This window comes from Vibrio sp. SG41-7, assembly GCF_014164465.1.
GTDB lineage: Bacteria > Pseudomonadota > Gammaproteobacteria > Enterobacterales > Vibrionaceae > Vibrio > Vibrio splendidus.
The window spans coordinates 1-16,295 of record NZ_JACJFF010000111.1; the positions used below are offsets into that span (position 1 = coordinate 1).

The window sequence follows — 16,295 nt, forward strand, 5'->3', positions numbered from 1 at the left end:
TATTTAGAAAATCAGAGGGTAACTTGTCTGTACCAAGAAAGATGAACCAAGCCGCATGGAATAAAGATTACAGGGAAAAAGTTCTTTTTACATCAGATTAACAAAGTATATTCGCGCCCTTAGTACCATGAAAGGTCACCTGCTTTTCGGAACCTCACACATGCTGCCTTTCATCGTAGCCGGTGGTGTTCTGTTGGCTTTAGCGGTCATGGCATCAGGCAAAGGTGCGGTTCCAGCCGACGGTTTGCTGGCAGACATCTCTAATATCGGTATCAAGGGCCTTGTTCTTTTCCCAATCATTCTTGGCGGCTTTATTGGTTACTCAATTGCAGATAAACCAGCACTAGCGCCAGCGATGATCTCTTCTGGCATCATGGCTGACATGGGCGGCGGCTTCCTTGGCTGTATCGTGGCTGGCTTCATCGCAGGTGGCGTGGTGCTTCAACTTAAGAAGATCCCGCTGTCTACCAATATGACCGCGCTCGGTGCTTACTTCATCTACCCGCTTCTAGGCACATTAATCTCTGCAGGTATCGTACTGTGGGGTATCGGTGAGCCAATCAAACTGTTCATGTCTTCAATGAACGAGTTCCTAGCTTCAATGGCTGGCGCGTCTAAGATGGTTCTGGGCACAATCCTTGGTGGTATGACGGCGTTTGATATGGGCGGACCTATCAACAAAGTAGCGACCCTATTTGCTCAAACTCAAGTAGACACGCAACCTTGGCTAATGGGCGGCGTAGGCATCGCGATTTGTACTCCACCTCTAGGTATGGCTCTGGCGACTTTCCTATTCAAAAACAAGTTCTCTAAACAAGAGCAAGAAGCAGGTAAAGCAGCAGCAATTATGGGTTCTATCGGTATCTCTGAAGGTGCTATCCCATTCGCAGCGAACGACCCAATGCGCGTACTTCCTTCAATCGTTGCCGGTGGTATCGTGGGCTGTGTATTCGGCTTCATGACAGACGTTCTACTGCACGCACCTTGGGGCGGCCTAATCACTGCACCAGTATCAAGCAACATTCCAATGTACGTAGTTGGTATTGCACTAGGTTCACTGACAACAGCGGTTATCGTTGGTTTCTGGAAACCAGTCGCGGTTGAAACCGAAGAAGACATGGTTGAAGCACCAGTACAAGCTCAAACAGCTCCTGTAGCAGGCGAAGGCGAATACGATATCGTAGCCGTAACATGTTGCCCTTCTGGTGTTGCACACACCTTCATGGCAGCGAAAGCACTAGAAAAAGCAGGCTTAGCAGCAGGCCTTAAGATTAAGGTAGAAACACAAGGTCAAAACGGTATTCAGAACCGCATCACCGACCTAGATGTAGCGAACGCAAGGCTGGTTATCTTGGCACACGATATTCAAGTGAAAGACGCTCACCGCTTTGCTAACGCGAACGTGATTGAATGCTCAACCAAGGAAGCAATGAAGAAAGCAGCGACGTTAGTGGTCGCGTAACCCAAATTAAAGCAAGCTCCTAACTCAAGAGCCCTTCCCCCTAAGGGCTCTATTTTCTTCTCAAATATCGCTTTGATGTTCTTTTCATCAATCTAGAATCAATTTAATCAGTCAGTATAGTTTCTGTTCAAACTGAATTTTCTCTCTATCTTCACCATAAAAATAATTCCGTGACTGAGATGTCAAAACGTTATGTTACTTCGTAATATCACAGATTTACCTTTTAACTCATGTCATACGAGATATCGCATACCCACTGCTTAGGGCAAGCGCAACAACTGCTGATAATCGTGTTATTTCATTCATCGTTATTCTCCGATTTTTTATCTTTTTCAGAATAAATCGGAGAGCCTGAATAATTTGTTTAGGGTTTTATAGATGAGGTTACGTTTCGGCGCGTGTGGGCTGAAATATCTTAAGTGCTTGTTGATGAAAAAGAGCCGCTAATCGCGGCTCTGGTTGATGAGTGAATCGTGGTGCTACATGCTCTTCAGTCCCCACTTCTCAGCGGTTTGCTTAAAGAAACCTTGCGTCTTTTTCAGTTCAACCCAGTGATTAATGTAGTTAATCCAAACTTGATCATCTTGTGGTAGTAGCATCGCAATTGGAGTTGGTTTACGTGGATCTTTCACCGGAACAATCGCGAGTTGTTTAAACTTCTCTACTAAGGTTGCAGCCTCTACGTTTGAAGTCACGGAGACATCAGCGCGGCGAGCTAAAAGCTCTTGGAAATCCCGTGCCGGCGCTTCAATCACGATGTGTTGTGCCAATGGGAAGAAGTCCTTCACCATTTTTTCTTGTACTGTGCCGAGCGTGGCGGCAACTTTGATTTCTGCTTTGTCAAAGTCACTCCAATCGGAGAACTTCTCTATGTCTTTCTTTTGCACGACAGGGACAAAAGCCAGATAGAAGTAAGGTTGGCTGTACCCAGCGACTTTTGCTCGAGACATGTTGAGCGATGCGCTGCCAGTCACGTCGTATTTGTTGGCCGTGATGCCATTCACCAAGGTTTTCCAGTCTGTTGCGACGTATTCCACTTTTACGCCTAGGTCTTTAGCCAACTCAGTCGTGACATCGATATCAAAACCGCGGTAGCTGTTGGTTGCAGGATCCTTCATTGTCATTGGGTTCCAATCCCCCGTTGTACCAACGCGAAGAACTCCCGCCTCCAGTATCTCCTGCAAACGACTTTGGGCATGTGCGATTTGTGTAAAAGCAAGCAGGCACATACCTAATGCGATTAAGCTTTTTTTCATTTTTTATTCCTTTAAAGAATGCTGATTTCTGAGTGATGAATGTAGATATTATTTTTAATTATTAACCATTAAACAGATTTGGTTGTTAACATGGCAATAACAAATGGAGTTTTTGGGAGTAAATGTGAACTATCGTCACTTATCGCTAGTTTCTCTGCTGTTTCTGACAGGATGTTCAGATTATCAATGGGGATGGTATGTACTCGACCCGTCGACGGAGCAGGGACGAACTAATATTCAGTTTTTGATGGCTGGTTTTAGCGAGACTATTCAGGTTTCGTTGTTGAGTATGTTTTTTGCCATGGCTCTCGGTCTATTGGTCGCCTTTCCTGCGCTTTCAAGCTCACCAGTACTCAAGGGAATTAATCGACTTTACGTAGAGGTGATTCGTTCTCTCCCTGTGCTGGTATTGCTATTGTGGGTGTATTACGGAATGCCGACATTACTCGATGTCTCTTTGAACCACTTCTGGGCAGGGGTAATCGCATTGACCATTGCCGAGAGCGCCTTTATGGCGGAAGTGTTCCGTGGGGGGATTCAAGCGATTAATCGTGGGCAACATGAAGCGGCCGAATCCTTGGGATTGACCTATTGGCAAAAAATGCGATTGGTTATCCTACCGCAGGCATTCCGTCAAATACTGCCTCCCTTGGGCAATCAGTTTATTTATATCCTCAAGATGAGCTCGCTAGTGAGTGTGATTGGTTTGAGTGATTTAACAAGGCGAGCCAATGAGCTGGTGGTGAACGAATATTTACCTTTAGAGATCTATACGTTTCTGGTTTTGGAGTACCTTGTTCTTATTTTGGTGGTATCGCAAGCGGTTCGTTGGCTAGAAAAAAGGATTGCGATTCCGAGCCATTAAATGGTGCTAACCCTCAAGATCGTTCAGCTATCTCCAACAAAAAAGCCTCGAGCACAGGCCCGATGAAAAAAAGGATTGAACATGCGTTCGCCTTTAATCAAATTGCCATTTAGCAACAATAGACTCAGCTTCGTATAACAGCGCTTGAGTGACTTCGGAGTTAACGAACTTCGCGTTTTCTTGTACTTGCTGCACCGTGTGGGCACCGGCAATCACAGGGCCAACCTCTTTTTGAGCAATCAACCAATGGATTGCCAAGTGAGCGAGTGGGATACAAAGTTATTGAGGTTCTGGACGCTGTCACCGTTGATGGATGAGTTGATGAGCAGGTAGTAGCCTGATTCACCAAGTTGTTGGCTAATGGAAGAGAGCTCTTGTAAGAATGTTGGCACACAGAACAATTCATCGGGAGATTGCAGCATAATACCAACCATTTAGACTTACCGTTCGCCAGTCGTTGCGCCGCGGAATTTGGTCGGTAACCAAGTTCCTCAGCCGCTGCTAATACGCGAGCCTTAGTTTTTGCATTAACCTCTGGGTAACCATTAATCGCTCGGCTTACCGTCGCCATTGATAGTCCGAGGTGTTTTGATACTTGTGCTAGAGTCGTCATCGTTTTTTTTCAAAGTTATTTAAAGCGCTTTAAATTTTGTTCACTCCCATTGCAGCGTGTGATTTTTAAGTATTTGGCCTTGTACAAACTCAGCCAAACGTCGTTGTTAAGGGCTTAGCACTAGCGATGGGCTCTTCTGGCAAGGTGACGATGTATTCATCTAAATTGAACAACCAAATCAATCCAAACTCCTGGTGATACTCCCCCCTGTAATAAAAATCCCCACTCTCATCTGAGCGGGGATTTCTTTGTTTTGACTATTCGACACATCGACTTATTCAGTTAGAACTTCTTCTGTCTCTAGTTCAAACAAATGACATTGTGAGGTATTGAAATGAAGCATTGTCTCTTGCCCACTTTCCGCCATTCGGTCAGCATCAAAAGGCACTCGTGCCACCAGCTTGTCTGCTCCAAGTTTGAAGTAGAGATACAACTCATTGCCCATCGACTCGACCACATCAAGCTTGTGCGTTTGAGTATTAACCTCCGACAAAGGCGCATCGTGATTAGCCAGCTGAATGTGCTCAGGACGGACGCCAAACCACAGCCACTCACCGACTTTCTCTCGAGCGATAGCTTGCTTGTCTTGAGGTAGCGTCCAACGTGCGCCACTTTCTGATACTACATTCATTACGCCGTCGATCTCGTCTACTCTGACCTTGATAAGGTTCATCGCTGGCGAACCAATAAAGCCTGCAACAAACTTATTAGCTGGGTACTGATAAAGATTCATTGGCGTATCGACCTGCATGATCTCACCTTGATTCAACACGCAGATGCGGTCGCCAAGGGTCATGGCTTCCACCTGATCGTGTGTCACGTAGATCATGGTGGCATTCTGCCCTTCTTGTTTCAGGTTGTTGTGCAGCTGCGCAATGCTAACTCGCGTTGAAACACGCAGCTTTGCATCCAAGTTAGATAAAGGTTCATCAAACAAGAACACATCCGGCTTACGCACCATCGCTCGACCTAAAGCCACACGCTGCCTTTGTCCGCCAGACATTTCACCCGGCTTGTTGTTCAACAGGTGTTCGATATCCAGAGTCTTAGCTGCATCTTCAATACGTTCATTGATTTCGTGCTTTGGCAGCTTCTGTTGTTTCAGACCAAAAGCCATGTTGTCGTACACCGACATATGCGGATAAAGCGCGTAGTTCTGAAACACCATAGAGATACCGCGATCTTTGGGTGGCAGCTCATTTACACGTTTATCGCCAATGTAGACATCGCCTTCTGAGATATCTTCAAGACCCGCAATCATACGAAGTGTCGTGGATTTTGCGCAGCCAGACGGCCCAACAAACACCATAAACTCGCCTTCGCGAATATTGAGATCGACACCATGCACGGCCTTAAAACCATTTGGGTAGGTTTTCTCTACCCCTCTCAGTGTGACTTCAGCCATAACCTGTCCTTAAATCAATTCGTTAAATACTATCTTTGGGATCTGTCGTTAAACGTTTTAGCCACGTTCTTGCAGTTGATTGAGCTCAAAATGGGCAACCGATGCGATAACCAGATCCGCTACTGGTTCTAATTCGCTGTGTTGCGCAGTACCTGTCAGCACGCCAACATTGCTTGCGCCTGCATTACGGCCAAATTCCATATCCGAAACCGTGTCACCAAACATGATCACCTCATGAGGCTCAATGCCGCACTGTTCGCAGAATGCATTGAGCAGTGCGGGCGCAGGTTTAGGTTCGATATCGCCATCGGAATATCCGACATAATCGAACATCTCGCTCAAGCCAGATTGCTCTAGCGTGTAGATGGTTGAGTCTTTGGTATCTGCGGTTGCGATGCCTAAAATCATGCCTTGCTGCTTAAACAGACCGAGCTTTTCAGTCACACCCGGTAGGGCTTCAATCCAGCTTGGGTTCTCTTCGACTTCGTCATTGAAAGCCGCTTTGGTCACCTTGGTGAATTCAGCGAGCGAGACATTCGGTTGCAGCATGTTGAACCACGCTATCGCGGTATCTTCCACTGGGTTTGAAGCTAATAATCCATAGTTATCAACCACATCACCTTCAACACCGATGGCCAAGAGTAACTCAGCAGCTGTGACAGTTTGATTACCTTGGTGCTGGTCACTGTAAGATTTCACACACTCACAAGCACCACGAGAAACGTTAAGCCACATCTTGTGGAACTCTAACAATGTGCCGTCTTTATCAAATAACATCGCCTTAAACTTCATCACGGCTCATTCGCTCCATTAGTTCTCCCCAAGTACGCACTAGGGGTTGGTTAAATTCTGGTTGTTTGCCGTCGAATACGGCATTGATGCAGCCTTCAAATTCATTATTAATAGATGAAGATTGAGTGCTGTTCGCTCCTGTTGAGAATGGAAGGTCTCCACGACGAATATCGACACGGCACCAACGGTACCCTTCATCAATATGGATACTTTGCAGCTCATCACTCAAACCGATTCGATCGACAATCTCGCCATCCACCACGCATTCCGCGTAGTAAGGGTTTTCTGAATCGGTGACTGCGATACGATAACTAAGCGCCTGCCCTTGAGAATCGTTACCCGGCAGCAAATCACCTAAGTTGATGTCAAACTTCAAGCCGCAACGTCGCTCTAGGTAAACTTGCCCATTACGCAGACCAGACAAGATCCCTTCGCCGCTCAAGCCATGGCTGTAAACGAAGGTTGATGGGTCACCATAAATAGAAGGCTCATCCGATTTAGGGTTACGTTCATGGGGCTCAAGGTGTGAATCACTGCCGCCAATCGCCGTAATGCGCTGACCACAATTCCACATTTCATTGAGAGCCAATAACGCCTCTTCGGTCGCTTTCGGCGAGGTCGACCAAGTTGGGTCACAACACACTTCAAACGTAGACACTTGGCTGAGATCCACTTGATCGTAATGCCAATGCCACGGCTTCATCATCGGGTGATTAATGCCAAGGGAGCTGTGTCCGCCATTGTGCCCACTTCTAGCTAAGCTCAATCCAGCTTCCATGGTCGCTTGGCTGCTGTGTTCAACGTTTCTGAGATCCAAAGACTTAACCGGTCCATGCACATTGAAGTGCCCGAGATCGGTTGTGACTTCTAACGCAGGTAGAAATAAACACTGGTTAGAAACAGGCAGCTTAGGCTGGCAGATGTTGTGCTCAGTGAAGAAAAAGAAATCGAGCCCTTGTAATTCCACAATATCTTTAGCCGCGGCTAAGGTATTGTGACCATCAGAAAGCTGAGTGTGAGCGTGTAAATCACCACGATACCAACGAGAATCAGAACTCAACATATGGCTGTAATCGAACTCGATATCGTGGTCACTTGTCACCGTTGGGTTCAGTTCTAGCTCACTCTCAATTCCGTCAGTACCTAGGTCATTAGAATGATTAACTAACTCATCAGAGCAAAGCACATCGACTTGATACTGCATCGCACGCTCGGTACGAAACTCACCTTCAAGATTGTAAAGTTCTAAGAACCACTTGCCCGATGGAATTGCGCCATCAATCGCGCCTAGGCCAGAATTTTGCGGTTGAATAGTGAGTGACTTGTGCGCCTTTTCAAACAACACCTTGCCACGAAACGCTTGGTTGGCATCGTAGGCTGCCGCGTATAAGAATCCTTTTTTCACCGTCGTACCAGTAATGGTTACGCAGTGAGAACCTGCTGGTACATCAAAGGGGATACGTACTCTGCCAAACGGCAGCTCACCTTGAAATTGGGTCATTGTCTTCACCAAATTCGTCCTAATTGAAGGACTGGGTCAAAAAGAGGCCCACCCGAATAGATGGGCCTTTATGCATGCAAAGATAGTGTTAACCACTTTACAGATTAAGAACGATTCGCTCTGTCTAGTGCACGTTGTGCTTTCTTAGCCGCTTGTTTTAGCGCTTTATCCGCAGGCACGTTTTGGATTTGAATCTGGTCTGCTGCTACCTTCAGCGCATCCATGATCTTACCGTTGGTAGGGTCAAGGAAATCTTTGGTCGCCGTGTTCGCTTGCTTCAACGGAATCAGAGCTTGTGGGTTATCTTTAGTGAACGCTTGATACTCTGGAACTTCTGAAACGCTGTTACGCACTGGGATGTAACCTGTGAACATTGACCATGCTGCCGTGTTCTTCGCATTGGTGTAGAACTCAACAAACTCGAATGCACCTTTTGCTGCTGCTTCGTCTGTGCCTTTTGGCATTACGTAAACCAACGCACCCGCTTGTGGCGCAGAAGGGTTTGAACCCCAACCTGGCTGTGTGGTTGCCGAAAGCTTAGTGAAGTCCAAATCACCTTGGTCGCCCGATGAACCGGTGTAACCCAGTGCGTTGTCTTTCATCACGTCATCAATGGTTTTGTACCAGTATTCCCAGCCTTGACCACCGTAGTGAATACGCATGATTTGATCATCGTGGATCCACTTACGGAAGCTGTCCCACACCTCAACCCATTCAGCCGAGTCGATGAGTACGGTTTTGCCGTCATCACTGATGATCTTCGCTCCGTTAGAGAAAGCCGCGTCAATCATGTTGTCTTGGCCCCACATCGGCTCCCAACCGTAAAACGTCACTTTGCCTTTCTCATCACGCTGCGTAACTTTTTCAGCGACCTTAGCCACGCCTTGCCATGTGTTTAAGTCTTGCTCGGTAAAGCCGTTATCTGCCAATACTTGCTTGTTGTAGTAAAACACTTGAGTAGTGCCGTAAGCAGGCAAGCCGATGATGGTGCCATCGTCTGCGGTCACTTGGTCTTTAAACGCACCAATGAAATCAGAGAAGTTAAACTCTTCATCCATGAACGGCGTTAAGTCACGGCTTAAACCACGTCCATGCATTGCTTCCGCACGACCTGAATCTAGCAGCACAAGTTCAGGTGCAGTTTTAGACGCTAAACCAGCTTGCAGTTTCTGGTAGGTTTCTGTGTAGTTACCTTGCAATGCTGGCTTCACCACATACTCATCTTGGCTCGCGTTGAACTCTTCGATGAGCTTAGTCATCATTTGCTGTGGCTTAGTACCACCGGAATACCAAAAGTTAACTTCGGTTGCGGCAAGAACACTGCTAGAGAACATAGACGCGCTTGCTGCGCCAGCACACACTAGTGCGAGAGTTTTTAATTTCATTTCCGTTTACTCTTTTACGCCGTTATCGGCGATACCTGAAAGAATCGTCTTTTGACAAATGACGAATAGAATTAACAAAGGCAATACTGCAATGGTGCTCGCCGCCATGATTTGCGACCAGTTCAATCCATAGTTACCTTCGGCAATAAAGTAGTGACGAATCCCGGTCGCAATCAGGTTAAGATCCTGAGTGGTGATAACCAGACTCGGCCACATGTAGCTGTTGTAATTGGTAATAAAAGTGATGAGGAACAGTGTTGCGACTGCTGCTCGGCATTGCGGTAAGATGATTGCCCATAAGATTTTGAGCTCACCTGCACCATCAATTCGTGCCGCTTCAATCAGCGACGGATGCACCTTGATAAACACTTGGCGTAGATAAAACACACCGAAAACTGACGCCGCGTTCGACGCCACTAAGCCCATGTGTGAATCCAACAAACCCAGTTTTGCCAAGGTGATGTAAGACGGGATGTAAGTCACTGCGCCCGGCAGCATGTAACAGCCCATCACGATAAAATAGAGCACCGTCTTCGAGCGAAACTTCAGCTGCGTTAATGCGTATGCAAACATCGCCGAGTTCACAATCACCAACAGGGTCGTGAACAAAGCCACACTAAAACTGTTGAAGATGTACAAGCCAAACGGCGCACTGTGAAAGGTTTCGACAAACGTTTCCCAACGAAACTGCTCTGGAATCAAGTTCAGCGGACTAGCAAAAATCTCATCATTGGTTTTCAGCGAGCCTGACAGCATCCATAAGAACGGGAACACCATAATGGTTCCGCAGGTCGCTAAGAAAAGGTGCTTAGCCAGTGCGATAAACGAACGGCGATCGACTGAGCTTTTCTTTGACGCAATCTCTGATTTGGCCGCTTTCGTTTGGGCTGTGACTTTAGATTCAGCCGCTCTTTGATTTAAGACTTGATTGGCATCCAATACTTGCGTGGTCATAATTCTGTCCTTTCAAAAATCGACTAGTAGTACACCCAGCGCTTGCCGATGTAGGTATTAATAAGTGCCAACAATCCAGTAATCAGGAATATCACTAACGATGTAGCGGCCGCAGGTCCCATTTCGTAACGCTCAAACGCTTGTTGGTAGAACAAGTACAACAAAGTACGAGTCTCTCCGCCTGGGCCGCCTTGCGTTAATATCTGGAACTGATCGAATGCCTGCATTGCCGTAATAATGTTGACCACCACCAAGAAGAATGTAGTTGGGGAAATCAGCGGCAGCGTTATCTTCAAAAAGCGCGTTAAGCTGCTGCAACCATCGATCAAAGAGGCTTCGTACAGAGACTCAGGAATCTTGTTGAGCGCACTGATGTAAAACAGCATCGTCCAACCAATCGCCTGCCAAACCGTCACGATAATCACCGCAATCAAGGCTGTGTTTCCGTTCTCTAACCATGGAATTGCGCTAAACCCTGCCGACTCTAATAAGTGGTTGGCCAAGCCTGACTTCGTCTCGAACACCCAAGACCACACAATCGACACCGCGACCGTTGGCGTGATCCAAGGAGAGAAGATCACCGCACGATAGAACTGGCTGCCCTTGAAGTTTTTGTGCAACAACATCGCAAACACAAGCCCAAGAATGATGGTTGGAATCACCACTCCGACAGAGAACCAAAACGTGTTGAGTACTGCTTGAATGAACTCATAGTCCTCAACCATGTACTCGTAATTTTCTAAACCGATGAACGAATAATCTGGCGAGATGTAATCCCAATCGGTGAAGCTGATATAAATTGAATAACCAAATGGTACGAGCCAAAAAGTAAACAGTGGCACCAACAACGGTGCGGTAAATAACAGTACCTTTAAGCGGTTTTTCATTGGTTGTGAGAAAGCACTCATGGTGACCTCGTCCTTATTTGTATGCGGTTAAACTAAGTGTTTTTTATGACAGGTTAGTAAGAGCGCCCTTCATTTTTTTTATGGCTATCCATAAGAAAATCTTTACTCCAGTTCACCGTCTTCCATCTGGTGATAAAGCCAATCACAGAAGAAATTCACCTTGGCGCTGCGACTGTGTTTAGTAATCAAATAGTGAGCAGATTCGGCAGGCATCGAGGATTCGCTTGCCAATACCAGGTCTTCTTTCTTGAGTAGTTCAGACACCGCGAGCGAACGCACTAGCAACATTCCAATGCCATGTTTAACTGCTTCTAAGGCATGCAGAGAGTTACTCACTTCGAGCAGAACCTTAGGTAATGTCATCTCGAATTGGTTGTGGCCAAGCCATTGCAGCCAGTTCTCTCGGTAGCCTTTCACCTGAACCGTCGGCAGAGCAGCAAAGTCATGCTTACTGAGTAATTCTTGATGCTCAGATTTGAATTGAGGGCTGCACACCAACTGCCAGTGTTCTTGAAACAGTCGCTCACAATGGGTGTCTTCGCTTTCGACCTTGCCGTTAGTCAGTTCGATATCGACATTCTGACAAGGGTTGGTTGATGGCCAGTCCACCAGCTGAATATCGAGCCTGATAAAAGGGTATTTCTTATAGAAGGATGGCAGGCGAGGTAACAGCCAGTTATGACAAAAGGTGTGGTTTACGCGCAGGCTCAACACGTCGGTTTCTTTTTCACCGAACAAGATCTGAGTCTGCAATTTAAGGTGAGCAAGTGAACCTGCCACAATCGGTTGATAATGCTGAGCAGCTGACGTCAGCTTTGCGCCTTTAGAGCTGCGTTCAAACAAGGTGGTATCGAGGAAGGTTTCTAAACTTTTGAGCTGTTGGCTAACCGCCGCTTGCGTGACACAAAGCTCTCGGGCAGCCGCGCCAATGGAACCAAGACGAGCAACAGCTTCGAACGCAACAAGAGCACGTAGAGGGGGTAACATGGCTTCACCTGATTGAAATAAAAGTGAAAAATACTTCAATCAGGTTTCAGTTTTTTGCGGTTACCGTTACAGATTAATGACGAAGGGACGTTGATCAGATATTTATGATCACCGTCCCTTTTCTTCTATCTCTTATATCTATGCGTTAGGCCTGAACTCGCATTTGGCCTATCTATTCTTTGATATAGAGGTCCTTAGAATAGATACGCCCTTCCACGTTGTTCTTCGCAAAGCCACCAACACTTGGTCGCACTAGGCGAGCCTGCATGTAGTAGTAGATTGGCGCGATAGGCATATCTTCAGCCAGTAACTGCTCCGCTTGATCATAGAATCCTTGGCGATCTTGCTCGTTGGTTGCTGACAGTGCGCTGTCCATTGCAGAGTCGTATTTATCGTTGTTGTAACGGGCAAAGTTACCCGAAGACTCAGAACGCAATAAGCTCAAGAAGGTCGATGCTTCATTATAATCACCACACCAAGAAGCACGCATCACATCAAAATCACCTTGGCGACGTGATACTAAGTAAGACTTCCACTCTTGGTTTTCTAGCTCAACTTGCGCACCTAGGTTGCCCTTGAGCATGGAAGCGATCGCCACAGCGATCGACTTGTTCGACTCACTGGTGTTGTAGAGCAATTTGAAGTCCAATGGGTTAGCCGCATCGTAGCCCGCTTCTTTCAACAGCTCTTTCGCCTTTTGGTCACGCTCCTTTTGAGTCCATGTGCTGTATTCAGGCTGAGTCGCATCAAAACCAGCCGTGTACTCATGAGCAAAGGTATAAGCCGGTAGGTTACCCACCTGAGTGACGCCATTGGTGATCACATCACGCATCATCGAATAAGACACCGCTTTACGCACTCGCGCGTCATCAAATGGAGGACGTGTAGTATTGAATGCATAGTAGTAAGTACATAGCAGAGGCACCGCGGTAAACGCATCTTGGTATTTGGTTTTAAGCTGCTGCGCCATGTGTGTCGGCACATCAGACGTGATATCCACCTCACCCACCGCATAACGGTTAATCGAAGCGTTTTGGTTTTCGAACGGAATGTAAGTCACTTGGGTTAGATTGGTATCTAAACTGTCCCAATAGTTAGGATTCTTCTTCAGTTCGATGCGTTCGTTAATCACCCACTCGTCCAATACAAACGCACCATTACCCACGAACTGCTTAGGGTCACTCCACGGCTTATCGCTGTTTTCTAGCGTTGCCTTATGAACAGGCATCATCGATGTATGGCCTGTCATTGCCACAAAGTAAGGTACCTTGCTATCGAGCTCGAACTTCACCGTGTGTTTATCGACAGCGGAGATACCGAGATCTTCAACGGGCTTCTTACCTTCTGCCACGTCAGCAATGTTGTTGATTCTGGTGAGCTTGAGATACCACACGTTTGGCGAAGCCAGTTTCGGGTCGACCGCGCGTCTTATCGCGTACACGAAATCATCGGCCGTCACCGGATCACCATTCGACCATTTCGCGTCTTTACGCAGATGGAATACAAACGTCTGGTTGTCTTCCGTTTCCCAAGACTCCGCGACACCTGGGGTGATGTTGCCATCGCGATCTTGGATCACTAAACCCTCAAATAGGTCGCGTAGAATGTGCATTTCCGGTAGGCCTTCCGCTTTCGCAGGGTCAAGCGTCGCTGCTTCCGCATCATTGGCGCGAACTAAGTGCTGGTCTTTTGCCAGTGAAACACCAGCAGGTAAGGTTTCAGCAACGGCAGTCACTGATATAAAAGGGGTCAATAAAGATGAAATGAGTAAAGCCGTTGAATGTTTTTTAAAATCCATGTTTGTTTGCTCTCCTAGCCTATCTTTGAAGCAAGTAATAAAATTAACAATGCGACGGTTGACGAGTTTTGACGCTATGGTTTATTTAAAGGGGTTCATCTAATGGACTTAGTTAATGAGTAATATAGCCAATAGTGAATACTTGATAGTACTTGATCAATCAGGAGATTAAGGTGAGTTTAATTCCAAGAACGGAAAGAGTTGCGTTTTCAATAAAGCCGCTGTCATATGGAAAATCAGTGTTGGGTGCGCCTTTGCTCTATTTCCCCGCGCAAATAGAAAGCGAATCTCGCGGGCTGATTTTAGCGGGCACACACGGTGATGAAACCGCGTCTATCGCAGGTTTGTCTTGTGCGCTAAGAAGCTTACCTGCTGCCAACTTGAGACACGATGTGATCTTATCGATGAACCCAGACGGCAATCAACTAGGCACTCGCGCCAACGCAAACCAAGTCGATCTCAACCGCGCCTTTCCGACACAAAACTGGACAGAAAACGGCACCGTCTACCGCTGGAGTTCTCACACCCCAGTCAGAGATGTAAAAGTTAAAACCGGCCAAGCCGATCAACTTGAACCTGAAGTGCAGTCACTCATCAACCTCATTAAGCAGCGCCAACCCAAGTTCGTCATCTCTTTCCACGAACCACTCGCCATGGTCGATGACCCAACCCAATCGGAACTTGCCACTTGGCTAAGCAAGCAATTCAACCTACCGCTCGTCGAAGACGTGGATTACGAAACCCCAGGCTCATTCGGCACTTGGTGCCAAGAAAGAAACCTACCGTGTATTACCGTAGAGTTACCGCCTGTTTCTGCGGATCTAACTATCGAGCAATATTTGGAGGCGTTTGTGGCTGTTTTGGGGTGTGAGGGGGTGGGGTAGACAAACTCGTTTTTGGACAAAAGTGTCTCAGGGCTTACTCTAAATTAGCAATTCGTGGATAACTAAGGTATGAAAAAGTGAGTATTGGAGAGCGAGAGCTATGCGTAAAATCGCACTAATAAAAGGTTGGTTTAGATGCCGACTAAATGCGGTTCCGCTCAAACCACTATTATTGAGTAAAAAGCCTTTAGCGGTGGAGCTAGAAGAAATTCACCCTTCGAATTGACTTTGTAGTGTAAAAACGGCTCCCTATCGGGAGCCTGTCATATGTCTAAATCTCGGTGCGGATTAAGTGCAGTTAAGTTCAATCAACTATTGACGTTGCATGAAGGTTGTATTTAATCACATCGAATGTAATCAGATTCCAAACATATTTTAGCTCTTTTTTTCGCCTCATTGACATCGATTAATGTCATTCTTTTAGTCATTATATCGAAGTCGTTTTGCATCCCTTCCTTGCCATTATATTGAGCTAATTTTAACCACATGTAAGATGTTTTATCGTTTTTAGCCACACCTTTACCTTCTGCGTACATTGATCCAAGATTGTATTGAGCTGTCGCAAGTCCTTGCTGAGCTGCCTTTGTGTACAAAGACACCGCTTTTTTTTCATCTCGAGAAACACCGGTGCCCTTTGCGTACATAACACCTAGATTGTTTTGAGCATCTACATCACCCTGCTCCATGGCCTTTCTATACCAAGACACCGCCTCTTTATAGTCCTGAGAAACACCTCGACCTTCTGCGTACATAACGCCTAGATTGTTTTGAGCTGTCGCAAGTCCTTGCTTAGCGGCCTTTCCGTACCAAGACACCGCCTCTTTATCATCTTGAGAAACACCGATGCCTTCATCGTACATCCACCCTAAATGGTTTTGAGATCTCGCATGCCCCTGCTCTGCAGCCTTTTCATACCAATACACCGCTTCTTTATCGTCTTGAGAAACACCCGCACCTTGCTCGTAAGACATTCCAAGGTTATGTTGAGCATCTACAACCCCCTGCTCAGCGGCCTTTTTATACCAAAACACCGCTTCTTTATCATCTCGGGAAACACCTCGGCCTTCTCCGTACATAACGCCTAGATTGTTTTGAGCTAGCGCATATCCTTGCTCGACAGCCTTTTTATACCAAGACACCGCTTCTTTATAATCCTGAGAAACACCTCGGCCTTTTTCGTGCATAACGCCTAGATTGTTTTGAGCTAGCGCAAGTCCTTGCTCAGTGGCTTTTCTATACCAAGATACTGCTTCTTCATAATTTTGAGAGACACCTCGACCTTCTACGTACATGCTGCCTAGATTGTTTTGAGCTAGCGCATGCCCTTGCTCAGCGGCCTTTCTAAACCACAACACCGCTTCTTCATAATCTTGAAATACACCCACACCCTCGGCGTACATCCATCCAAGATTGTATTGATCATCCGCATCACCCTGCTCTGCCGCCTTTCTATACCACGACACCGCCTCTCTATCATTTTGAGAA

General features: G+C 46.6%; 15 protein-coding genes and 1 pseudogene. 3 read left to right on the top strand and 13 right to left on the bottom strand.

What is annotated here, in order from left to right; all coding sequences use genetic code 11:
* Window positions 1–127 precede the first annotated feature (127 nt).
* On the top strand, window positions 128–1,462 hold the full coding sequence (locus H5300_RS20950; RefSeq protein ID WP_182796777.1) for a fructose-specific PTS transporter subunit EIIC: 1,335 nt from the start codon (window positions 128–130) through the stop codon (window positions 1,460–1,462).
* A gap of 479 nt (window positions 1,463–1,941) precedes the next feature.
* Here H5300_RS20950 and H5300_RS20955 read toward each other — a convergent pair whose 3' ends face one another.
* Window positions 1,942–2,718, bottom strand: coding sequence for a transporter substrate-binding domain-containing protein (locus H5300_RS20955; protein WP_017083108.1), 777 nt, complete (start codon window positions 2,716–2,718; stop codon window positions 1,942–1,944).
* 124 nt (window positions 2,719–2,842) lie between these two features.
* Here H5300_RS20955 and H5300_RS20960 point away from each other — a divergent pair, with 124 nt between their 5' ends.
* The gene (locus tag H5300_RS20960) at window positions 2,843–3,583 is read left to right on the top strand and encodes an amino acid ABC transporter permease (protein WP_029224469.1); all 741 of its coding nucleotides are present in this window, start codon (window positions 2,843–2,845) and stop codon (window positions 3,581–3,583) included.
* 93 nt (window positions 3,584–3,676) lie between these two features.
* Here the strand turns inward: H5300_RS20960 and H5300_RS20965 are convergent, their stop codons facing one another.
* From H5300_RS20965 to H5300_RS21010, 11 genes and pseudogenes are all read right to left on the bottom strand, one after another.
* Window positions 3,677–3,826, bottom strand: coding sequence for a hypothetical protein (locus tag H5300_RS20965; protein WP_017083106.1), 150 nt, complete (start codon window positions 3,824–3,826; stop codon window positions 3,677–3,679).
* Window positions 3,823–4,017 (bottom strand): hypothetical protein, encoded by a 195-nt coding sequence (locus H5300_RS20970; protein ID WP_017092239.1) that lies wholly within the window; start codon window positions 4,015–4,017, stop codon window positions 3,823–3,825. The genes H5300_RS20965 and H5300_RS20970 overlap by 4 nt, the downstream gene beginning before the upstream one ends.
* 47 nt (window positions 4,018–4,064) lie before the next feature.
* Window positions 4,065–4,196: pseudogene (locus tag H5300_RS28505) on the bottom strand (LacI family DNA-binding transcriptional regulator); the annotation flags it as partial.
* 274 nt (window positions 4,197–4,470) lie between these two features.
* On the bottom strand, window positions 4,471–5,601 hold the full coding sequence (locus tag H5300_RS20975; RefSeq protein ID WP_017083105.1) for an ABC transporter ATP-binding protein: 1,131 nt from the start codon (window positions 5,599–5,601) through the stop codon (window positions 4,471–4,473).
* A gap of 57 nt (window positions 5,602–5,658) precedes the next feature.
* Window positions 5,659–6,393: an HAD family hydrolase gene (locus tag H5300_RS20980; protein ID WP_182796779.1), complete on the bottom strand. Its 735-nt coding sequence runs from the start codon at window positions 6,391–6,393 to the stop codon at window positions 5,659–5,661.
* Window positions 6,383–7,894 carry a CehA/McbA family metallohydrolase gene (locus H5300_RS20985; RefSeq protein ID WP_108196587.1) on the bottom strand — a complete coding sequence of 504 codons (1,512 nt, stop codon included), beginning with the start codon at window positions 7,892–7,894 and terminating at the stop codon, window positions 6,383–6,385. Before H5300_RS20985 ends, H5300_RS20980 begins: the two co-directional genes overlap by 11 nt.
* Before the next feature lie 104 nt (window positions 7,895–7,998).
* A complete protein-coding gene (locus H5300_RS20990) occupies window positions 7,999–9,279 on the bottom strand; it encodes an extracellular solute-binding protein (RefSeq protein ID WP_017083102.1) in 1,281 nt (426 codons plus the stop codon).
* 6 nt (window positions 9,280–9,285) lie between these two features.
* A complete protein-coding gene (locus H5300_RS20995; protein ID WP_017083101.1) occupies window positions 9,286–10,233 on the bottom strand; it encodes a carbohydrate ABC transporter permease in 948 nt (315 codons plus the stop codon).
* Window positions 10,234–10,256: 23 nt separating this feature from the next.
* A complete protein-coding gene (locus H5300_RS21000; protein ID WP_017074494.1) occupies window positions 10,257–11,141 on the bottom strand; it encodes a carbohydrate ABC transporter permease in 885 nt (294 codons plus the stop codon).
* A gap of 102 nt (window positions 11,142–11,243) precedes the next feature.
* Window positions 11,244–12,128 (bottom strand): LysR substrate-binding domain-containing protein, encoded by an 885-nt coding sequence (locus H5300_RS21005; protein WP_054541489.1) that lies wholly within the window; start codon window positions 12,126–12,128, stop codon window positions 11,244–11,246.
* Window positions 12,129–12,300: 172 nt separating this feature from the next.
* A complete protein-coding gene (locus tag H5300_RS21010) occupies window positions 12,301–13,926 on the bottom strand; it encodes an ABC transporter substrate-binding protein (protein ID WP_017083099.1) in 1,626 nt (541 codons plus the stop codon).
* 173 nt (window positions 13,927–14,099) lie between these two features.
* Between H5300_RS21010 and mpaA the strand changes: the two genes are divergently transcribed.
* Window positions 14,100–14,810 carry a murein tripeptide amidase MpaA gene (gene mpaA / locus H5300_RS21015; RefSeq protein ID WP_017083098.1) on the top strand — a complete coding sequence of 237 codons (711 nt, stop codon included), beginning with the start codon at window positions 14,100–14,102 and terminating at the stop codon, window positions 14,808–14,810.
* 338 nt (window positions 14,811–15,148) lie between these two features.
* Here mpaA and H5300_RS28360 read toward each other — a convergent pair.
* Window positions 15,149–16,295, bottom strand: a 1,147-nt coding sequence (locus H5300_RS28360) for an SEL1-like repeat protein (protein WP_182796778.1), incomplete at its 5' end; no start/stop codon positions are given.